The following is a 21,574-nucleotide window of genomic DNA, read 5'->3' on the forward strand; positions in this document are numbered from 1 at the left end:
TTCGTTAGCCTCAACTCGGGTTAACTAAAACCTTGTCTCGATACAACCATTGATACACCGTCGGCAACACCAGTAAGGTCAAGGCTGTTGAGCTAAATAAGCCGCCGATGATCACTATCGCTAATGGTTGTTGGATTTCACTGCCAACGCCGGACGATATCAAGATTGGAATTAACCCTAATGCAGAGGTTAACGCGGTCATTAACACCGGACGTAATCGCCCAACAGTGCCTTCATACACACTGTTATATAGGCTTTCATCCATTGATTGTCTGCGCTGATTAATCGAGTCCACCAGCACCACACCATTGAGCACAGCAACGCCAAATAAGGTAATAAAACCAATTGAACTGGGTACCGACAAATAAGTGCCAGTGGCATACAAGGCCACCACGCCGCCAATTAATGCTAACGGCACATTAGCCATAATCAAGGTAACTTGTTTGATTGAACCAAACGAGAAATACAGCAATAACGCAATCAGTGCGATGGAAATTGGCACCACCAACATGAGTTTTTGTTGTGCCCGTTGTTGATTTTCATACTGACCGCCCACCACCACGGTATATCCAGGGGGCAATTCAGCTTGCGGCACTATGGCATAAATATCGCTGACGACCGAACCCATATCGCGCCCCGCCACGTTAGCTTGCACCACGACTCGGCGTTGCACGTCATCACGGCGAATATTCGGCGGCGCCATTTCGGTCACCACATCGGCGAGATCCCCCAGCCTCACAATCGCGCCATTAGCACCACTGAGTAACAAGTCTTCAATCGCATCTGGGGCATTACGATACTGCTTCGCTAATCGCAGGTTGATGTCATAACGGGCGTTACCATCAATCACTTGGCCTGCACTGGCACCCCCAATACCTTGGGTGACTAAACTCATCACTTCATCGACGCTGATGCCATAACGAGCAAGCACCTCGCGCTTAGGCCGAACCACTAATTGTGCCTCACCGCTGACTTGCTCTAACGACACATCAACCGCCCCGGGGATGGCAGCGACTAAGTCCGTTAACCGCTGACCTTTTTCAGACAATATCGTCAGATCTGGACCAAATATCTTAATCGCTAACTGCGCCTTAACCCCTGATAACAGTTCATCGACACGGGTGGCAATGGGCTGTGAGAAAGTCAGCAACAGTCCTGGGAATATTGCTAAACGTTGCTCCATCAAGCGTTGTAGTTCATAACGCGAACTTGCCGACGTCCATTGTTCTATCGGTTTAAGACCTATATAGATTTCAATATTACTCACAGGTTCAGGATCGCCGCCAAGCTCTGGCGCGCCAATTCGGCTTAAGGCATATTCCACTTCAGGAAACTCCAGCAACATGGCTTCAATTTTAGGCGCAATGCTGATAGAAGTAGCCAAGCTTGCCGTGGGCGCAAGAGTGACTCGCAAATTGATGGTGCCTTCTTCGAGTTCCGGCACAAATTCAGTACCTAACTTGGGCAGCAATAACATGCTTAACCCAAACAAACACACCGCGGCTATCATCACCCATTTTGGGCTTGATAACGCCAGCGTAAGAATACGTCGATAAACCGCATCAATGGGCGCTAGCACTTTGCTTTGACGTACCACAATACCGCGTTTAAATAAGAATACCGCTAATGCAGGTACCGCAAATAACGCCACCACCAATGCCGCCATCATGGCTAAAATAATACTGATCGCCATTGGCTGAAATAACTTGCCTTCTACGCCTTCAAGGGCAAATAACGGCATAAACACCACGATAATAATCGCCGTGGCAAAAAAGATCGGGTTGCAAACTTCTTTTGCCGCCAGCATGATCCTAATCGCAATGCTGCTGGGCTCACTCGTATCGCTAGCGTTGACATCTTGCTGCTGACTTGCCACAGATTGCCCGCTGACATGCTTAAAGATGTTTTCAACCATCACCACCGAGCCATCAACCAACATACCAATCGCAACCGCAAGACCACCCAACGACATTAAATTAGCCGACATACCATAGTAAGACATGATCAATAACGCCAAACCGATCGACACCGGGATCGACAACAATACCAACAATGTCGCCCGTATATTGACCAAAAACAGCGCCAGAATAATTACAATAAAACCAAATGCCATTAATAACGCATCAATGACCGTGGTCACGGCTTTTTCAACTAACTCCGCCTGGTCGTAAAACACTTCAAATGACACGCCTTTTGGCAAGGATTGTTCAATTAAACTCACTCGTGAATTGATGTCATCAATGGTGGCTTTGGTATTAGCGCCCATGCGCTTAAGCACCACGCCGGCAACGACCTCACCCAATGCTTGTACATCGGATGATGAGTCAGTATCAGCAGATGCCTGCCTGCGAGACATGGTCACCGCGCCCACTCTTATTTCGCTACCAAATACCACGTTAGCAATATCGGCCACGCGGATTGGCGTGCCATTGATTTCGGTTAACGGAATGTCGGCAATGGCTTGCAAGCCAGCGTCACCTGCTGGCAATAAACCGTAACCACGGACCACTAATTGTTCTTGGCCTTGGTCCATAAACCAGCCGCCCGCATTGCGGTTATTACTTTCCAGTGCTTGGCTAACCTGGGTCATCGACAAGCCATAACTGCGCAGTTTATTGGGGTCGACTTGCACTTGGTACTGCAACACTTCGCCGCCAAATGACAACACCTCAGTCACGCCGCTCACCGGCATTAATATCAACTTCACCAAGTAGTCATTTAAGCTACGCAGTTCAGAAGCACTGATATTGGTTTCGGGATCGGCGCGCAAAATGTATTGATAAATTTGCCCTAAACCAGAGGTATTCGGGCCAATTTCAGGCGTACCAACACCTGCGGGAATAGACTCTTTTGCCGCTTGTAGTTGTTCAAATACTTGCTGGCGAGCAAAGTAAATGTCGGTACCTTCGGCAAACACTACGGTCACCAACGACAAACCCGTGCGCGATAATGAACGCACTTCAGTCACAGCAGGCAAGGCATACATGGCTGATTCAACCGGATAACTGATCAGCTTCTCAACCTCTTCAGCCGCCAAGCCCTCGGCTTCTGTGTTGATGCTCACCTGCACGTTAGTCACATCTGGAAACGCATCTAAGTTTAGCTTTGGCAGCATTAATATTGAAGCCACCACTGTCGCGAGTAAGCCAAGTAAAACCAATAACCGCTTTTCAACGGCAATCTCAATTAATTTATATAACATGATGATGTCCTAGCGCTTAGTGGTTATGGATGTCAAAACCAGCTTTGGCTTGCTCTGAGGCTAAGAAAAAAGCCCCAGAAATAACCACTCGTGTTTGGGGAGCTAAACCGCGAATAAAGCTCAACCCACGTTGGCGTTCAACCACAGTGACCTCTACTGCGCTAAATCCACCCTCTTGCTCAACAAACACTTGCCAGTCGCCATCACCACCGCGAGTTAAGGCCGCATCAGGCACAATAAAACCAGCAGACCTCGCCTGCTGATCGTCTGCTAGGTATAATTCGGCAAATTCACCTGCATGTAATTCATGGCCTGGATTAGCCATCCTCACCAATACTTGTTCTGTGCGGGTTTGCGGATTAATTTCATGAGAGCGGCCAATAATGACCCCATTACGAGTACGACTGCCGACATGAACCAACACATTGCTGCCCATATTGACTTGATCCGCTTGCATAGGCGTAACCTCAGCCTCTACCCATAAATACGATTCATCGGTCAGTTGCATCAAAGGCGTACCCGCTATTAGCACTTGGCCTAAGGTCGCGACATCTTGTTGTACCCGGCCATTAATGGAAGCTAATAACTGAAACTGGCCAATCGAACTCGGCGATTTGGCTAACGCAGCAATTTGCGCTGGGGTCATCATGATTGATTCTAAAATGGCCCGTTTTAACTCAGCATTCACTTCGGTTTGCATGCGTTGGCTAGCACTGATGGTGCCAGGACTCATGCGCTTTATTCGGTCCCATTCCGTCGCCGCATTAATGTAGTTCGCTTGGGCGGCAGCAATCTCCGCTCCGCCTATGGTTAACAAAGGTTGACCTTTTGTCACCTGCTCTCCAGGCACCACATGACGCTTAAGTACCTGCATATCTAATTGCGGTGCAATGGTAATGGTTTTATCTTTATCAACGATTAATTGCGCGGTAGCGACAGCCTGTAAATTAAAAGCTTGCAGACTCAATTGTGACACCTCTATCCCCGCTAATTGGCGCTGCTCAGTATTTAAGCTTAGTAACGACTGTTGGTGGTCAGTTTCGGCTGGCTGACTACTTGCCTGAGCAGGCAAACTAGCTAACATTAATAATGAACCGAATAATGCTGAGCCGAACAATAATCCTCGAGAAACAGTTAAGTTACTTTGGTTATTTCTACGAGCATTGCTACGAGCATTTAATAGGGGATTTAACAGGCTTGTTAACTGAGCATGAGTATCTGTATTACTCACGACACGACTCACTGCATTATTCACAAGAGATTTGGCATTTAATGCTGCCAGCAAAGACAGAGGCGTTACTAATTTGGTGTTCATGGTTAATCCTAAAACAATCTAGACCGTCGATAGCCACATATGACATCAACGGTAATAAGTTTAGCCACCGCCATTAAAAGCTTCACATAACGTCATAATAGAATGCAAAAGCAGCACTCATTGGCGCAATGTGAGCGGATCAAGAGGGGGTTCTAAACAGTAAAAAAGTGTTTAAAAGGATTAAACGGTAGGAGGACGATAAGCAGGGAAAGGCGCTGGCGCCATATAGTGCAAGCTAACATTGCCATAAGCATCATGAAAATGTTCACGGATAACATTATCACCAAGCGTCACCAGTGCCACATGGCCACCATGACACTGACAATCTAAGCAGATATCAACTTGCTCAATCTCGGTGATGTTATTAGCATGCTGATGATCATCATTAGCTGAATGAATACGTGAACCGTCTAGCGCACAAGCACAGTCTACACATTCAGCAAGGGTAATCACTTCGGTAGTAAATTGCAGATGTGAATGATTATTTTGCTCTTCGTTGCTGTTGCCCACATGCAGTTGATGCGCACCCATATTGGCGCCCATAAATTGCAGTAACACAATAGCAATTAGTAATCTTGATATCCCAGCCATTGAAAAGCGAGAAAGTAAATTGGACAACAATATAAAAGAATCCTGAGCAACGAGAAATCCACAACAACAAAGTGTAATGATACACACTTTTTATTAAAATCTAGAATAATTTACACAAGATTTTGACCCTGTAACCTATTCTTTGCTCAGTAACCTCAGTTTATCAAACTGCTCGTTGTTCTGCTATCTGTGTTGTATTGACTTACAATAGGTCTGTTATTGCCGCGTTGGCATGCCTTGTCAGCAAAAATGCTCAGCTTGATATTATTTTACAGACAACTCAGCCTGTAGCTCTTCAGTAATTTTTGTGGTGCGAAAATCTTTGTATAAATTCGCTTCTGAAGATGGGCCTAGCGACACACCAGCCTAAGCCAATACGTTATCGAACAAGGGTTGGATACCGATATTTAAAGACTTATCTTTGAGTCATCATTTTGACTCTCATTTACGCAATTTTGTGACTCAGTCGTTAATTTTTTACCTCTATGTAACAGAAAACATTGCAATCTTTACGAAATACGGTAACTATGAGCGCAGTTCAAGGAAGAATTAAATATTATTTATAGGAGCAAAATCCCCTAATGAAATTATTCTATTTTTTACTTCCTTGAGTTCATTTGACACTTAAAGGAATTAAACCGTGAAGAAAACGCTTATCTGTGCACTTATCTGTGCCCCTCTTTTAACTGGCTGTGTATCTACTACGGATGAATCAGCAGGCTCCCTCGATAGAACCAAAGCCGTTGCAGAACTCACCACGGAAATGGATGATTTGGGCTATGGCACGGTTGAAGTTCAACCTGGTGTTGATGAATTCCTTAACATGGCTGCGTTAATATTAAAGCGTCAACGCAATGTTATGGGTGAATATAGAAAGCGGACTGAAAATTATCCTGATGTCATATCATTTCTTTATGCCTATAAAGATGCAACACCTGAACAGCTAACAGTCGCTATTGCTGAGTTCGATGCCGGTGCTAAAAACGAAGATGAAAAAATCGGTCATAAAATCGCTAGCTATAACAAAGCGAACGAGAATATTTACGATGAAAATATTCAGTTAACTACTGATTTAGCCGGTGAAATCTTAAAGTCGACTTATATTTTATCTCAAAATAGTAGTGTAATTGCAAAAGTAACCGCGTTAAACGCTGCAAAATCATTTTCATCTTCATTATTTTCTTCAACAGATAATGAAGACGAAAAAGAAGTAAAAGAAATAAAAGAAGATCCAAAGGATTTAGGTTATGCGCTGTTAAAAGCAAAAGATCAATTAAGTTTAGCGCTTGAAGCTAATGATATTATCGATCTTGAGCAAGCCACTATTGCAGCCGTTCAGCAGTTGCAAGAAGAGCAGGAAGCTAAAAGTTAATGTATAAAAGTATTTTTGCCATCTTGTTGGCATTTGCTTATTCAACATCCGTTTGGGCTTGGCCTGATTGGGTTACCCAACACCAACAAGATAGTGAATATCTTGTTGGTGTTGGTGTTGGCGATAGTCGCTCAGCAGCAAGGCAATCGGCTATCGCTGACATAGTCACTCAACTGAGTGTTGACTATCGTGTTGAGCAAACTCAAATGTTAACTAAGCGTCAAGGCAAAGCTGATAGTCAGTTTACACAAGTGAGTCAGCTTAAAAGTTTACCATTTACATTAGAAGGTATCGAAGAGCTTGATTTTTTTCAGCAAGATGCCGAGTTTGCATTGCTGTTGGGAATAAAAAAAAGCCAACTGATAAAAAGTATACAAACAGATTTAGCCATTTTACATCATATTACTTCGCCTGCTGGAGATGTAGAAAGGCAATTTATTTGGGCATTAAAGCAAAGCGAAACTTTTTTACTGTCGACTAAAAAGTTAAGTGTATTAACCTTACTTGCTGGTGAACAACCAAAGATTAAACAACGTCTCGAACAGTTGTTAACTAAACAGAAGCAAGCCCTGCAAGCGGTATCTTGTGATGTTATAGGCAATAGTCATTACTCATTAATTAAATCTGCATTAAATACTGCTTTACCTCATAGCGGCAAAACACGTTTGTGGATGCGGCCGAATCTTAAATGGAAATTTGCTACTAAAGGTAAGCTTGCGCTCGCCAAAGCACGTTTAACACTAAAATTAATGCGCTCTCGGCCTCCTTTTTCTGTGCTGATCCAACATGACATAGAAGCTCAAGCCAAAGGGAGCTCTCGTGAAGTCGCCAAAGCTAAAGCCATTGAAAAACTCTTGGGGCAATTAAGTGCCCCCGCGAGTGTATGGATGTTTGATACTTAGGGAATGAATATGAAATTTGTAAGACAGTTATCACTTTCTGTACTGACAATGGCCTTATTGGCTGGTTGTCAAAGCAAACCCGCACAGCAAACTCAAACGGCACAGGTCAGTAATCGTGCATCAAACGCACAAGTAGCTAAAAGCGCGTATAAATTTACCGATGCTGATATTCGAGTTCCCTCTTATTTTGATACTCAAGGCTTAGATCGTTGTAGTTTTAATCCTGCCAGTGAAAATGAAGGCTGTCCGCTGAAGAAGTCTATCGTTCGTATGTACTTCGATGGGGCACAAATATCAGGCGAAGGCGAAGGCGTTGATGCCTTACGCGAGTTTGAAGATCACAAATTATTATTAATGCTTGAAAATCAATTTGCTGGTATTAATCGCTTTCGTATCGTAACTCGTGACGATAATACCGTGTCAACAGAACAGCAAATTTTCCTAGAGCAGCAAGGTGCTAAAGCGCTGGCTAAAAAAGTAAGTCAGCAAAAAGTATTAAAACCTGACTTTATTGTGAAGTTAGATTCGCTTCGAACGGTAAAAAGTGAAGGTAGCATAACCAGCTGGATGGATTACACCTTAGAACTGACTAGTTCGGTGCTTAATCCCTATACCCGTGAAAAGTTATCTTATCCTAACTTAGGTAAAATTCGAGTTAAATCAGAAGACGTACGTGAACGTTCTGAGTTGAAGTACGTTAAATCAAATAACCGCTATGTGAAAGGTTTCCGTTACTTTGATGGTGCCCATGTGAATGCAGTTATTAATGATATGGCATCTCGGGGGATTGATATTCTACTGACGCGTATGTTGACAGAAATGCCTGCAACAACTCAAGTGATGGGAATTAAAGGTAACCAACTTAGCCTAGATCGCGGTCAGAATGCCGGTGTGTTACCTAATGAAACCATGGTTATATTTAGTTATAAAGCGGGTTTTGTTGATCCTATCGGTGTAGCAAATGTTACCCCTTCTCGAAATAGTGCTGTTGGTGAGATTATACGTTGGAAAGATACTGATCAAGCTGATGCTATTCGTGAGCAAGCTGAGGAAGGTATTTTTCGCCCCACGGCTGGAATGAAAATCTTTGCGGTTTCGGTAGGTACTCCGGTTAATTTCTTGGAGAACCGCACATGATAAAAAGGCTTAGTTTACTCGCCTTTTTATCTATGTCAGCGAGTGCTGAAGTCACTGTTTTGACTGATGGCACTCTGCAAACAGATGCTTGCGTTTATGGCCGTGGAAGTGCAGCCATTGCTAGCGCTAAGGCGCAAGCTTCCGCAGAGCTGGCTAGATTTATCAGAGGTCACAAAAGTTTAGCTATTGATACGGCGAGTCAGTCTATGGCCGCCGATATGGATAAGCAAACAGCCGAACTCTATGAGAAACAACGCAGTGTGATGCTTGAAGGGCTGAGTATGGGAGCAATACCCTTATCAGCTTCAACACCTATGTTAAGTGGAAATGACACTTGTATAACGGTTGCACTCGATCCTGCCGATGTTGGACAACCTCAAGAATATGATTGGGAGCAAGGTTCTCAAAATGTCAGTGTAACCGTATCGGGTGAAGGCTGGCCTAAAAATGGTCAAAGCGCTCGTCAAAATGCAGAAATGGACGCATTACAGCGCGCTATTTCGCAAGTTGTCGGTGTTTGGTTAACTCAGCAACATGCGCAATCGTCAAAAATGACGATGACAATTACCGATGATAGTGAGTCAACTCAAATGCAAGAGTTGATCGGTCAACAATTGGTCAGTCACAGTGAAGGCTTAGTAAAAGAATGGCAGACATTAGACAGCCAACCGCTTAGTAAAAACGGCATTCAAGTGACTATCCATGCCGTTGTCGAAAAAGCCCCGCTTATTCAACAAGTTTCACACCTACTTAATGCCATAGGTTCTCCACGGGTACAGGTTATTGCCCCTGAACCGTTAAAGACAGAGTTGCTGACTTGGCTTGGTGAGCAAGGAATTGAAGTAGGCGCAGCAGCCAGCTTAACTATTTTAGCTAATGCTGATGTGGTTGAAATTGGTAATAACAGACGGTTACACCTCAATATAGATGTACGTGATCTTGCCGGAAATATCTATGGTCATTGGAAAAATAATCCTGCACTTTTAGCTCTTCCTTCGGGTAAACGAGTACGCCAAGCTCTGATGGAAGTGCATTTGGCCGATGATGAGCAAACATCTGAATTAAAGGAAACGCTGCAAACAGCCTTTACTCAAATAGTTGCCCGAGGTGGTCTAGTTAGAAAAATTGTAATACCACAAACAAAGATTACCCAGCCTGAAAAACTACAAGCTGTACTCAGTACTTTAGGTGGTGTCTCAGATGTCGCTATTCATGCAGAAAATAGCGACATAGTGGCTAGCCTGCGTTACAAAGGCAATACAGGCGAATTGGCAGATGCTGTACATCAAGCGCTTTCAACTATGACTGACAATGCGCTTCCTGCCATTGTTATAGAAAATGATTTTACTCTCAGGTATTAAGGATTGATGATGAAACTAAAAATTCTCACATTAGCTATGGCTTTAGCGATGCCGGCTTTAACTATGCAGGCAGTGGCTGCCGATGATTTTGATTTAACGGATATGGTGCCAGCGCGCCCTAATACGACGGTTGCCAACGCAGAGCAAGCCACAGTTAAAGGTGATGCTGTCATCGCTGATAATGCTGAGCTTGCTATTGCCGTCGCCCATAAAGCATTAATTGATGACGATGAAGATGGCGTCAAAATGATCCAAGTAGGCAGTGGTACTGGCATTTTATCTATTGGTAGCGTGAGTTATACAACCTACGATAACTTTAATGCGACTTTACTCTCAAAGCGTGGGGCTTATAACAAAGCCTATATGATTGCCAAAAAGCAACTGATAGAAAATATGAAAGGGGTTGAGCATCAGTGCGCTAACCTTGTTGACTCCACTTTGGATGTTATTGATACCGGTGCTGAAAGTGTTGCTAACACTAAGGAAACGATGACTGAAACCTGTAAAGAATCAGTTTCAGGCTCATTAGCAGGCTTTGTTACTTTTGACGTTTATGATGATGTGAATGAAAAAATTGTCCGTGTTAGTTTAATCTCTACCCCGAAAACTCGCTCTCAAATTCGTGAAAAACATGGCGCCGTTGCGGTAACCAGTGATCCCAATAGTATTTTCAAGCAAGTTATTGGCGATATTAAAGATGGGGTCTTGCCTCCAGTGGGCGCCAAGGTATTAACTCATTCTGAAACAGGCGAAGTCATTGTTATGGGTTATGGCTCTGCCATCATTCGCCAAAATAAGAATAAGAGTATTGCTCGTAAATTAAAAAGCGCGGCTAAATCTCAGTCACAAACTCGAGCTCGCTCGGCGCTGCTTGCAACTATTCAAGGTGAGAAGGTCTATTGGCAGGGTGGGTTTGATGAGAAACAAGTAGAAGGCTCTGAACAGTTCGACTATGAAGACCCTTCATTGCAAGACCCTCAGCAAGTGCAAATTCTAGAACAACAACGAGATACTTTTGTTAATCAGTTAAAAATGTCAGATCAGTACTCCACATTGGCAAAAGGTAAGCTACCAGCCGGTGTTAGCGTTAAAAGTTTTTCCAGTTCAGATGGCTACTGGCAGTACAGTGTCGCAGTTTATGCTCCAAGCTTAGAAGCGACCGCAAAACAAGCTGCAAAAGAGATGCAATCTGCTGGTAAGAGTATGAATGCTGCGGATAACTCTGGTCGAAAGATTAACGCGGTTGGTGGTATTAATGATGCTGCTGCAAATCCTCAAGCTGCATCGGGTAAGGTTTCTAGTAAAGAGGAAATTTAATGCTATCAGCATTATTATCAATGTCAGTTCTCACTAGCGCCTTAATGATTAGTGGTGCTAGTGAGGCTGTTGTTAGTGTTGGAGCACAAAGCACTCGTGCTGATTTTATGACTGAAGCGCCAGTAATGTCTGCTGATATTGTAGAGCAAAAAACGGCATTTTTTGTGAGTCAGGCTTATGGCGACAGTGCCCGAGTAAAAGCACTTAACTCGGCCGCTAAGCCTGCTTTAGCCAAAGCCTGCCGTCACGCATTAACGTTACCTATGCGTAAGGAAATAAAAGCATCCTTAGCCAGCAAGTTAAAGGTTGAACTTGCTGATACTATCGATTTTATTCAAGCTGACATTCAAAGATTTACGCAAGAATATCGAGATCCTTGGTTGGTATGTCGTGGTCAAGTCACCGTTGCAGAACCTGAGTTAAATGAAGCGGGGTTAGCGATTCGCCTTGCTTGGTTTAAGGTGAAAAACAAGGATAAATCCATGCTGCGTCCCCTATTGGCTATTGCGATGAAGCATTCAATGACTCAAGCCGATGCTGTGGCGTTAGTGGCGAGTCAGTCTACTACCCAAGCAGGTGGCCAATACTTGGATAAATACTTAGTGGCTAACGAACTGGTGCTTGCTGATGCCAAACTCGCGGTGGGAGATATCTGGTATCAACAAGCAAAATTTCAACAGGCCTTAGATTTAGCTAAAACTTGTGATGATGTACGTTGTCGTCGTTTAGTGAGCAAGGCTCAGTTAGAGATCGATAAGCTTGAAGCAGCAAGTGTTGATGATCTTAATAGTTATCTCTGATTGAGTAAAAGGATGTCTCAATGATCAATAAAAAACAGATACTAAATATAGTACTAGGTTTAGCGATAGTACTGAGTGGGTCTACATGGGCGCAAACACCAGAGGAAGCAGAGTTTGAAGCCTTTTTAAAAGTTCATCAAACTGAATTTTCTGATTATCAAGCTCAGCAGAATAAAGAGTTTGAGGCTTTTGTTACGGCTTGGCAGGATGCTGAAAAACAGTATTTAGACAAAATTGCTAAGAGGTGGCAAGACCCTAGTCTACCGAGCCAAAAAGTATGGGTGCAATATACAGAAAAACTTGACCGTCGCACCAGTATTGATTTTGAAACGGGTGAAATTGTGGTGGAGTTGTTGGACTCTCAATCTGATGAACAAGCATTGGCGTTTGCTGAGTCTCAGCTTAATCAATTAGCTGAGGTTAGCGTAGAGCAGACTTTACACAAAGATCCTATCTATATTCAGGCCAATAAAAATTTGGCGATGCAGAATATCCACATTACTGAGTCTGGGGTATCAAAAAAAGTAGATACTGCTGCTGAATATATGCCCAACAAGCTTGCTAATAACGCTTCCCAATCGAGTATTCATGCGGTAACCAAGGAGACTAAAGAAAGTAAAATCCAGCCTGTTAGCATGGCGGATCAATCAGTACTATCCAAAAAACTGGTGCGCCAAACATTAGGGGGGGCTAAACCTAAAATTGTCAAAGAAAACAATAGAACTAGGATTAGTTATCAACTTCCTTCGACTACATTATCTAGTCAAGCAAAGCGCTATTTACCGCAAGTGAATCAGCAAGCAAAGCGGTGGAATTTAGACCCTGCATTACTGCTGGCAATTATTCAGACTGAGTCAAGTTTTAACCCCTTAGCGCGTTCGGCAGTACCCGCTTTTGGCTTGATGCAGATAGTGCCCGCTTCAGCAGGTAAAGATGTGAGTGCCTTTCTACAAGGTAAGCCTATGTTGTTAAGCCCTGAATATTTATATAAGGCAAACAATAATGTAGAAGCAGGCAGCGCTTATGTACATCTATTGAGTCATCGATATTTTAAGGATGTTCGCGATAGCCAATCTCGCACCTATATCAGCATTGCGGCCTACAATACCGGTCTAGGAAATGTGGCAAAAACCCTCAGTGGCACTAAATCACTCACTCGTGCAAGTATTGCCGCTAATCTAATGTCGTCAGAAAAAATTTATCAATTAATGTTACAAAAACTTCCAGCGCAAGAAACCCGTAATTACTTGAAAAAAGTAGTTAAGCGCACCGCCTATTATGAAGAACAACTAAAGAGACTTTAAGGATGAAAAAATTACTTCCCCTTGTTGCAGTCATTACATTAGCTGCATGTTCAAGCACTGTTGATACTCAATCTACGCCTTTGGCAAACAATGATGCTATTCCTGATTGGGTGCTATTGCCTCTCTCTGATAGTGGCTTAGCCTCTTCATCTTGTGTGCCTTGGTCTGGTAATATGTCAACAGATAGAGCCCAAGCCATTGCAGCTGCACGTGCTGACTTAGTTCAGCAAGTACAGATTAAAGCCAGTGTGATGGACCGTTTATATCAACGTAAAACCCAAAGCGATAAGCTTGTTAATGTGGGTGGCACTTTTGAACAAGTTAGTAAGCAAGTTGCCGAGCAAAATCTCTCGGGCTCGATCCCACAAAAAGTGGCATTTGCTCGCTTAGATGGAGTGAAGCAACTGTGTACTTTTGTGGTGATGAAGAACACCGAAGAAACCTTCGATAATATGGTTGAACAATCGGGGAAACGCCTAGATCCGGGTTCGCGTGAGGCGCTATATGAAGAGTTTCGTGCCCAAAAAGCAATGAAAGAGCTAGAGAAAGAGTTAGATACCCTTAATAAAGCCTCAATCTAGTTTAACGATTTTTTCTCATCCTAAAAAGACGAGCTAATAAACTCGTCTTTTCGTTATTGCTTCTAATTACTTGCGGATACTGAATGAGTTAATCGCCTGAACCTTACGCATTTAAATGCGCCAATATCTGGTCTACATAGTTGTCTTAACATCGACTTGCGGTGATAATAGTCGTGGTTTTTCGGTCTGTGAGTAGAGCTTATTTGTCGACTTAATCTGATCACAACAAACGCTTTTTCCTCTCTTTTCCTTACCTCTTAGCTAAAGACCCTACCTATAAAAAATGCCTCACTCACTGTCACTATTTAAAAACGCAGTGTTTAGCATAATCGGCTGCTTCATTGGCAGTCCAATCACCACTTTGTTTTTCTTTCATCTGCTTACACCATGCTTCGCTACCGACTTCTGGTGCACATGCCGTTAAACTAAGGGTTAACAATAACGCACTTGATACGGCAAATAATTTTGATAATGACATAAGCTATCCTGTTCTAAAGTAATAACATCAATACTAACATTGCGATCGTTTGGTGATCCAAGTAACCGCATCTTGTTTACGTTCTAATGGAAACCAGGCGACTTCACCTTGCATAAACGGCCCCATTAACCTAACAGCATTACCGACCCAATCAGGGCCGCCCACAAACACTAAGGCATCAAACGCAGGTAACTGTACTTCACCACTGCCGGTTAATGAAGCAAATTCCCAGCCTTCTAATAACACATCCGCTTCAATGTAAAGACACACTTGATCCCAGTCTTTACGATAACTCTTAATGGCGGGCTGTAAACGGCTTCGGTAATCTTGGGCCGATAAACGGCCGCTGACAAATAAACTAATGACACCCTTGGTAATATCGGGGATTTGACATAACATAACGGCAACTCCAGCCTTATAATCAGGCCATAGAACAGACTTTATACGGTGATGTTATCGTGTAAAGCGACAATGGCGCTTATGATAGCAAAACTATTCTATTCATTTCATTAAATATGTAATAACTCAGAGGCCAGTCAGGCTTTTTAGTTCAAAGCCCATAGTTAAAGACCAAGGGTTAACGCCCCCGCGGCTAAAGGCTAACGGGTCATTGAAACATCAACACAGATATCACCATAAGACAACTCTGAAAATTTTCCGCGTCTGCGGTAGAATAGACCTACATCACCCAACATCAACACTCATGCCTTAGCGACATTTAAGCACAACGATAGGTTTATCGACAGTCAATGAAGGGGGCTATCACAACCCAATGATACAAATTACTCAACGAGTCATATTGCAAGACAATGAAATTGAATGGCACTTTGTCCGCTCAAGTGGTGCGGGTGGCCAACATATCAATAAAGTGTCGACCGCCGCTCAACTCAGCTTTGATATTGCCTCATCATCGTTACCCGAATTTTATCAACAAAAGCTGCTTGAAAAAGCCGATCATCGCATTACTAAAAGCGGCAAAGTCATTATAAAATGTCAGCAATCACGCAGCCAAGACTTTAACCGTCAAACGGCACTGGAACAATTTATTGAGCTGGTAAAAGGTGTTGGTATTGTTCAAAAAAAACGTATCCCGACTAGAGCAACAAAAGGCAGCCAAACGCGACGCATTGAAACCAAAAAACAACGCGGTGCCACCAAAGCGATGCGCCAAAATAAATCTGACTATTAATAAAAAAGTGAGCCCGCCATCGCTCAATCAATAAGGTTACACGCTAGTTGAGCATTTTTTGGTTTACCTGATAACCATCTTCGGTAAGAATGCTTGTTAAAAACCTATTTATGCTGCAGATTAAATCGACTTACGTTGCGATTTTTACAGGAACCGTCATGAGCCAAACAACAAAAATTTTATTGATCAACGGCCCCAATTTAAACCTGCTCGGCCGTCGTGAACCCGGACATTACGGTCACCAAACGCTCACCACTATTGTTGAAGCGTTAAGTAAAAGTGCGGTCCAAGCAGGGGTTCAACTGGAACATATTCAGTCTAATGCTGAGTACCAGCTGATTGATGCCATCCATGGGACTGATGCGCAGTTTATTATTATCAATCCTGCCGCTTTTACCCACACCAGTGTCGCCTTGCGTGATGCCATACTCGGTGTCTCGATCCCGTTTATTGAAGTGCATTTATCTAACGTACATGCCCGTGAGCCATTTAGGCACCATTCGTACTTTTCAGATAAAGCCCTAGGGGTGATTTGTGGCTTAGGTGCCCAAGGCTACGACTTTGCGTTGCAAGCGGCAATTAAACACTTAACAGATCAACACTAATAACGACGATTTAATCGCCATTGATCCGCCTCATTGGGTATTTACGTCGAACACAATTGGGTCGCAATTGTTGCTAAATCAACAAAAGGATAGCGCTTGAGTAAGTTAACAGCGGATGTGAGCATTATTTACAGTGGCATATTCAGTCAATGGGACAATCAGAACGACGACCTGCCACGCTTGTTACAGGCAACGGTTCATGTGCCCGCTATTATCGATACCGAATTTGGCTTTATCACTCGCATCCGTAAAGCCAAAAATCAAGTGCTAACCTACTGTATTTACCACCCGGATATTACTGATAACAATGGCAATATTCGTCCGCCATTCGATGGTGAAGTGTTTATTAAACAAAACGATTGGCGCTTTTATCTGGGTGATTGTATTTGGGCACCCATCACCAATAAAGTCGGTAACTGGCGAATGACGCTAGAGCTAAACGGTAAAATCATTGCCAACAAAACCTTTAAAGTGCATCTGCCAGATGAATAGTCTCTGCCGCAACTTCACTAAATCGGAATGTTTGCTATAATCCGCGCCAATTGCCACTCCATTTAACGAGCTCCCATGTCCATTCAAGCTGTTTTAGCCGATGCGTTAGCCAAACGAGCCACTTTTTTTAAGCAAGCGGCCCACAATAATACTGATTGTTATCGCGTTTTCCATGGCACTGTTGAAGGTGAGAATGGCCTGAATATCGATCGTTACGGTGATGCATGGCTAATCCAAACCTTTCATCAAACATTATCCGCGCAGCAACTTGAAGACATATCAAGCCTACTTACCGCCCATGCTGACTACCATATTGTTTACAACGACCGCTCTGGCAGTCATTCTCGGGTGGTAAATCATCCCGAAAATGAAGCCCAAGACTACGCGCAATCGACCCAAGTTATCCAAGAAAATGGCATTCTGTTCACGTCAAAACTGCGCCATGAAGGTCAAGATCCATTATTATTTTTAGACATGCGTATTGGCCGCGAATATGTTCGTAATAATAGCCAAGGCAAGACGGTGTTAAACCTGTTTTCATACACTTGTGGGATTGGAATTGCCGCCGCTATGGGCGGCGCTCGTAGAGTGATGAATGTCGACTTTTCATCATTTGCATTGGCCGCTGGGCAAACAAATGCCGAGTTAAACAATGTCACTGATGTGTGTGAATTTGTCCAAAGTGATGCCTTTCCGGCGCTGCGCCAATTGGCGGGTTTACCGATAGGCGGACGTCGCAATCAAAAACTGCCAAAATACCCCAAGCTGCGCGCAACACAATTTGATTTAGTCTTTTTAGACCCGCCACGTTTTGCCAAAAGTGCCTTCGGTATTGTCGATCTCGTCAATGATTACCAAGGCCTATTTAAACCTGCTGTTCTGGCGACAAAAGTCGGCGGCACTTTAGTATGCTGTAATAATGTCGCCAAAGTGGACCGCCAAGCATGGTATGACAGTTTAGTGCGCTGCGTTGAAAAACAAGGGCGTAAAGTTATTTATAATCAATGGCTCGACTGTTATGAAGATTTTCCGTCATTTGATGATAATCATCCGTTAAAAATTGTCGCTCTGACCATTAATTAACCTCGATCCGGATCTTGTTTCCAACAGCTTTAGCAATAAAAAAGCCACCTGAAGGTGGCTTTTTTACATCCAATGTAGATTAAAATGACACTACCTATGACGAAACGGGCATCACTTTAGGGCTACCCGCCGCGCTAGTGGCACTGTAACCACGCCCATCTAACGGAGCAAACGTCTTATTTAAAATCGTGTCTACATATTGCCAATCACTGCGCACTTCATCTTGAGTAAATGTCAGTAGCAAGTAACCGCGGTCTTTTAAGTTGGCGTAGTTAAGATCGGCGATCAAATCAACGATCGCCGCTTCTGTTGCTGGCATTTCAGCATCAGACAATCCTAAATAGTATTCCAGCCCAGGAGACGATACTGAACTGGTGGCAAATTCTATCCCCACGATCTCCCCGCCACTGTCGGTTAAATCACTCGCCCATGCATTATGAGTATCACCGGCAATAACCACCAAGTTATGATTTAACGATTTTGCCGTCGCTAAAATAACTTCACGCTCGTAAGCATAACCGTCCCAAGCATCTAAGTTGTATGGAATGGCTGGTAGTTGTAGCAGTGCAATAACCTCAGGGGTTAATTTGTCTTGATTAGCTTGTAGGTAAGCCAACTCTTGTGTGGTTAATGTCGGGTCGCCCGCTTGGGCGCGACCGGCTAATTGCGCTAATCCGGCGAGCTCTGCAAACTGCGGAATACTCATTTGTTGGGTGGCAATAGCCGCTGGCATTAACATTTTACCCATTAACACTTGTTGACCCAACACTTGCCACTTAGCAGTAGACTGCAATAAGGTTTGCTGTAACCACAATAATTGTGTCTGGCCTAGCATAGTGCGGTTGGTATCGGTCACATCGGCTAGAAAGGTTACGTTGTTAAATGCCCCCGTCGTCGCATCAATGTATTGGCTATATTCTAACTGCTTATCGCGAGCCAATACCCGAGTATCGAGCATATGCAAATCAACCAAATTACCAAAATTAAAGCTTCGGTAGATTTCCTCATGATTACCTTCGCTCCATGGGCGAATTGGCAGCCATTCAAAGTAAGCTTGCAGTGCCGCCTCTTTGCGCTGATCAAAATCGCCTTCACTATCGTTATGATTTTCGGCACCGTCTTTCCAAGTATCGTTGGCCACTTCATGGTCGTCCCACACGGTAATGAACGCCACTTTGGCATGCAGTTTTTGTAAACTGGCGTCACTACGATACTGACTGTAACGAGTCCGATAGTCGTCTAATAGAAATAGCTCGCCGGCTGGCAACACTTCACGATCCAGCTCAATGGCATGCTCACTGGCATATTCACCGCGGGCATACTCATATAAATAATCACCCAAATGCACCACAGCATCTATATCATCTTGCTGCGCCGCCATTTCGTATACATTAAAGTAACCCGCGGGAAAATTAGCACATGACATTACCGCTAATGTTACCGATGCAACACTGCCCTCGGGTAACGTGCGCGTTTGGCCAATTTCTGACACTGTATCGCCGGCTGTAAAACGATAAAAATACTGCTGACCCGCCTCCAGACCGACCGCGTCCACTTTAACGGTATAGTCACGATCTTTAGTCGTCACCATTTGGCCGTTAGTGACTAGCTGAGTAAAGTTACTGTCGGTGGCGACTTGCCATGAAACCGTAATATCACCTTCAACATCGGGCGTGACCCGGGTCCATAAAATGACGGCATCGGTTGCGGGATCGCCACTGGCAACACCTTGTAAAAACTGCCCTGAAATAGCATCGTCATCATCACTACTGCAGCCCATTAATCCATACGACACGACTACCGCGCCTACGCCTTTAGCTGACATTGCCAGAAAATCACGACGAGTCACAAACCGTTTCATAGCCTATCCTTATTTTTATCGTTAGCTGTTTATACGGCGATGCTTAGCACTGCCTAAGGGATCTAATGAGACGCTATTGTGAAAGCAAATGATGACATAAAGGTGACAAAATAATGACAAACTAATCATATTGATATCGAGGTGCAGATACGAATTGGGGCAATAAAATAACGGTAAGTAGATACAATAAAAAATTAAATTGTGCACAATGTAGTTGCAAAAGTTAAATCCTCGCGTTATAGTAAACACAATTAGATTGTGCGCAACTTAATATCGTTAATCACTTGATATGATCATCACTTAGTAACATCAACAAGATGTCGATATGAGCCAAAGCAATCAACAGAATTTTTACCACCACTATTTTTAACATACTTTATGAGGTCTATTATGAAAGCGTTATACACAACTTCAGCTACAGCACTAGCAGGTCGTAATGGCCAAGTTTCTACTGACGACAAAAAAGTTGATTTACAGTTAAGTTACCCAAAAGAAATGGGTGGCAGCGGTGAGTTTACTAATCCAGAACAGTTATTTGCTGCAGGTTATGCCGCGTGTTTTTCTAACGCGATTCTGCACGTTGCGAGTCAAACTAAAGTGGCAATCAAATCGGCTCCAACCACGTCTACTGTGGGTATAGGCGCCAATGACAGTGGTGGTTTTGCATTAACAGTTGCGCTAGCCGTTGAACTTGATCTGGACCAAGCAGAAGCTGAACAGTTAGTCAAAACAGCTCACCAAGTTTGCCCATACTCAAACGCAGTACGTGGCAACATTGATGTAAAACTGACTGTAAATGGTCAAGCTATTTAGCCTTTTTGAGCTAACCAGTTTAGATCTGACAGACAAAAAAACCAAGACATGTGTCTTGGTTTTTTTATGCTTTTAGCCACCATCAACTAAGCAATTGTGCAGCAAATGAATACGCTATTGCTTCACGCTCATTAAAATATCTAAGGCGCGTAAACGGTGCTCGCTGTCATACAAGTCATTGGTAAACATCAACTCATCTACCCCAAATTGCTCTACAAACATTTCTAATTGATGTTTAATCGTTACTGGGCCGCCGCAGATAGACAAACTTAAAAAGCTATCAACATAGTTTTTTTCTTGCTCGCTCCACAGGCCATTCATGCTGTCTATTGGCGGTTTAAGCCACATTTCTTGGCCACGAATTAAGGCTAAAATACGCTGTTTAGAGGTCGTGCTAAGATGCTCTGCCTCGGCATCGGTTGGCGCGGCAACTAAAGGCAGGCCGACCATCACATAAGGTTTATCCAGCACAGCTGAAGGAGTAAATTTACGTCGATAAAGCGCAAGGGCTTCAGACAGAAAACGCGGCGCAAAGTGGCCAGCAAACACATAAGGCAAGCCTCGCTCTGCCGCTAATTGCGCACTGAATAAGCTAGAACCTAATAACCAAATAGGCACATTGGTGTCTTCACCAGGGATCGCTCGCACCGCTTTGCCGTTACTGTGTTGACGCAGTTCATGTGGGCCGAGTAACGATTGCAACTCGCGCACCTCATCAGGAAAATGTTCTGCCCGTTGGTTATCACGATTGAACGCTAAACTAGTGACCGGATCGCTGCCTGGTGCACGGCCTAAGCCTAAATCAATTCGTCCAGGATACAGACTGGCCAAGGTGCCAAACTGCTCTGCCACCACGAGCGGTGGATGGTTAGGTAACATAATCCCACCAGCACCAACACGAATGCGCTCAGTACCACCGGCAATGTAACCGATTAAAATTGAGGTGGCAGAGCAAATAATGCCCGGCATATTGTGGTGTTCGGCTAACCAAAAACGGTTCACATCAAGGCGTTCGGCGTACTGGGCATAACGTAAACTGTCTTGTAAGGTCTCTGACACAGTGGAATCTTCACGCATCGGCGCGAGTTCAAGTAATGAGAAAGGAATATCTGCCAATATTGACATCATGGCTCCTTATTTAAGGTAAGAATTGATGGCATCTACTGAAAAA

The 21,574-nt window shown here is 43.7% G+C and carries 20 protein-coding genes; 13 read left to right on the plus strand and 7 right to left on the minus strand.

Translation table 11 applies throughout. The features are described 5' to 3' along the window. Positions 1 to 10 precede the first annotated feature (10 nt). The 3 genes from AAEZ00_RS14380 to AAEZ00_RS14390 all read right to left on the minus strand — a co-directional run bounded on the left by AAEZ00_RS14380 (position 11) and on the right by AAEZ00_RS14390 (position 5,108). Positions 11 to 3,202, minus strand: a complete 3,192-nt coding sequence (locus AAEZ00_RS14380) for an efflux RND transporter permease subunit (RefSeq protein ID WP_124012578.1) — start codon at positions 3,200 to 3,202, stop codon at positions 11 to 13. 16 nt (positions 3,203 to 3,218) lie between these two features. Then, positions 3,219 to 4,517 (minus strand): efflux RND transporter periplasmic adaptor subunit, encoded by a 1,299-nt coding sequence (locus tag AAEZ00_RS14385; RefSeq protein WP_351088893.1) that lies wholly within the window; start codon positions 4,515 to 4,517, stop codon positions 3,219 to 3,221. 180 nt (positions 4,518 to 4,697) lie between these two features. After that, a complete protein-coding gene (locus AAEZ00_RS14390; protein WP_124012691.1) occupies positions 4,698 to 5,108 on the minus strand; it encodes a hypothetical protein in 411 nt (136 codons plus the stop codon). A gap of 640 nt (positions 5,109 to 5,748) precedes the next feature. Between AAEZ00_RS14390 and AAEZ00_RS14395 the strand changes: the two genes are divergently transcribed. Genes AAEZ00_RS14395 through AAEZ00_RS14430 form a run of 8 tightly spaced genes read left to right on the plus strand, consistent with a single transcriptional unit; the run spans position 5,749 to position 13,882 of the window. Next, positions 5,749 to 6,480, plus strand: a complete 732-nt coding sequence (locus AAEZ00_RS14395) for a hypothetical protein (protein ID WP_351088895.1) — start codon at positions 5,749 to 5,751, stop codon at positions 6,478 to 6,480. After that, positions 6,480 to 7,382 (plus strand): LPP20 family lipoprotein, encoded by a 903-nt coding sequence (locus AAEZ00_RS14400; RefSeq protein WP_351088897.1) that lies wholly within the window; start codon positions 6,480 to 6,482, stop codon positions 7,380 to 7,382. Before AAEZ00_RS14395 ends, AAEZ00_RS14400 begins: the two co-directional genes overlap by 1 nt. A gap of 9 nt (positions 7,383 to 7,391) precedes the next feature. After that, the gene (locus AAEZ00_RS14405; protein ID WP_351088899.1) at positions 7,392 to 8,519 is read left to right on the plus strand and encodes a hypothetical protein; all 1,128 of its coding nucleotides are present in this window, start codon (positions 7,392 to 7,394) and stop codon (positions 8,517 to 8,519) included. Further along, positions 8,516 to 9,880, plus strand: a complete 1,365-nt coding sequence (locus AAEZ00_RS14410; RefSeq protein ID WP_351088901.1) for a hypothetical protein — start codon at positions 8,516 to 8,518, stop codon at positions 9,878 to 9,880. Before AAEZ00_RS14405 ends, AAEZ00_RS14410 begins: the two co-directional genes overlap by 4 nt. Before the next feature lie 9 nt (positions 9,881 to 9,889). After that, positions 9,890 to 11,197, plus strand: a complete 1,308-nt coding sequence (locus AAEZ00_RS14415; protein WP_351088903.1) for a hypothetical protein — start codon at positions 9,890 to 9,892, stop codon at positions 11,195 to 11,197. After that, positions 11,197 to 11,997: a hypothetical protein gene (locus AAEZ00_RS14420; protein WP_351088905.1), complete on the plus strand. Its 801-nt coding sequence runs from the start codon at positions 11,197 to 11,199 to the stop codon at positions 11,995 to 11,997. Before AAEZ00_RS14415 ends, AAEZ00_RS14420 begins: the two co-directional genes overlap by 1 nt. Positions 11,998 to 12,017: 20 nt before the next feature. Next, complete coding sequence (locus AAEZ00_RS14425; RefSeq protein WP_351088907.1) at positions 12,018 to 13,301, plus strand: murein transglycosylase domain-containing protein; 1,284 nt, start codon at positions 12,018 to 12,020, stop codon at positions 13,299 to 13,301. A gap of 2 nt (positions 13,302 to 13,303) precedes the next feature. After that, on the plus strand, positions 13,304 to 13,882 hold the full coding sequence (locus AAEZ00_RS14430) for a hypothetical protein (RefSeq protein WP_351088909.1): 579 nt from the start codon (positions 13,304 to 13,306) through the stop codon (positions 13,880 to 13,882). A 301-nt stretch (positions 13,883 to 14,183) separates the two neighbouring features. On the opposite strand, the gene AAEZ00_RS14435 is transcribed toward AAEZ00_RS14430, so the two are convergent. Beyond that, positions 14,184 to 14,360: a DUF3012 domain-containing protein gene (locus tag AAEZ00_RS14435; protein ID WP_082707351.1), complete on the minus strand. Its 177-nt coding sequence runs from the start codon at positions 14,358 to 14,360 to the stop codon at positions 14,184 to 14,186. Positions 14,361 to 14,393: 33 nt separating this feature from the next. Further along, positions 14,394 to 14,759, minus strand: coding sequence for a SpoIIAA family protein (locus tag AAEZ00_RS14440; RefSeq protein WP_101033952.1), 366 nt, complete (start codon positions 14,757 to 14,759; stop codon positions 14,394 to 14,396). Between the two features lie 373 nt (positions 14,760 to 15,132). On the opposite strand from AAEZ00_RS14440, the gene arfB reads away from it, so the two are divergent. The 4 genes from arfB (at position 15,133) to AAEZ00_RS14460 (ending at position 17,729) form a co-directional block, all read left to right on the plus strand. After that, positions 15,133 to 15,549 carry an alternative ribosome rescue aminoacyl-tRNA hydrolase ArfB gene (gene arfB / locus AAEZ00_RS14445; protein WP_101033951.1) on the plus strand — a complete coding sequence of 139 codons (417 nt, stop codon included), beginning with the start codon at positions 15,133 to 15,135 and terminating at the stop codon, positions 15,547 to 15,549. Positions 15,550 to 15,707: 158 nt separating this feature from the next. Continuing rightward, positions 15,708 to 16,154 (plus strand): type II 3-dehydroquinate dehydratase, encoded by a 447-nt coding sequence (aroQ, locus tag AAEZ00_RS14450; RefSeq protein ID WP_101033950.1) that lies wholly within the window; start codon positions 15,708 to 15,710, stop codon positions 16,152 to 16,154. 96 nt (positions 16,155 to 16,250) lie between these two features. Next, positions 16,251 to 16,646 carry a DUF3859 domain-containing protein gene (locus AAEZ00_RS14455; RefSeq protein WP_124012585.1) on the plus strand — a complete coding sequence of 132 codons (396 nt, stop codon included), beginning with the start codon at positions 16,251 to 16,253 and terminating at the stop codon, positions 16,644 to 16,646. Between the two features lie 75 nt (positions 16,647 to 16,721). Then, positions 16,722 to 17,729: a class I SAM-dependent rRNA methyltransferase gene (locus tag AAEZ00_RS14460; protein ID WP_351088912.1), complete on the plus strand. Its 1,008-nt coding sequence runs from the start codon at positions 16,722 to 16,724 to the stop codon at positions 17,727 to 17,729. Between the two features lie 94 nt (positions 17,730 to 17,823). On the opposite strand, the gene AAEZ00_RS14465 is transcribed toward AAEZ00_RS14460, so the two are convergent. Further along, a complete protein-coding gene (locus AAEZ00_RS14465) occupies positions 17,824 to 19,590 on the minus strand; it encodes an alkaline phosphatase D family protein (RefSeq protein ID WP_351088914.1) in 1,767 nt (588 codons plus the stop codon). A gap of 390 nt (positions 19,591 to 19,980) precedes the next feature. Here AAEZ00_RS14465 and ohr point away from each other — a divergent pair, with 390 nt between their 5' ends. Continuing rightward, complete coding sequence (ohr, locus tag AAEZ00_RS14470; protein ID WP_101033946.1) at positions 19,981 to 20,403, plus strand: organic hydroperoxide reductase Ohr; 423 nt, start codon at positions 19,981 to 19,983, stop codon at positions 20,401 to 20,403. A 114-nt stretch (positions 20,404 to 20,517) separates the two neighbouring features. Here ohr and AAEZ00_RS14475 read toward each other — a convergent pair whose 3' ends face one another. Then, positions 20,518 to 21,528: an LLM class flavin-dependent oxidoreductase gene (locus AAEZ00_RS14475; protein WP_124012692.1), complete on the minus strand. Its 1,011-nt coding sequence runs from the start codon at positions 21,526 to 21,528 to the stop codon at positions 20,518 to 20,520. Positions 21,529 to 21,574 lie beyond the last annotated feature (46 nt).

The organism is Shewanella sp. S1-49-MNA-CIBAN-0167, from assembly GCF_040310145.1.
Taxonomy (GTDB): Bacteria; Pseudomonadota; Gammaproteobacteria; order Enterobacterales; family Shewanellaceae; genus Shewanella; species Shewanella psychromarinicola.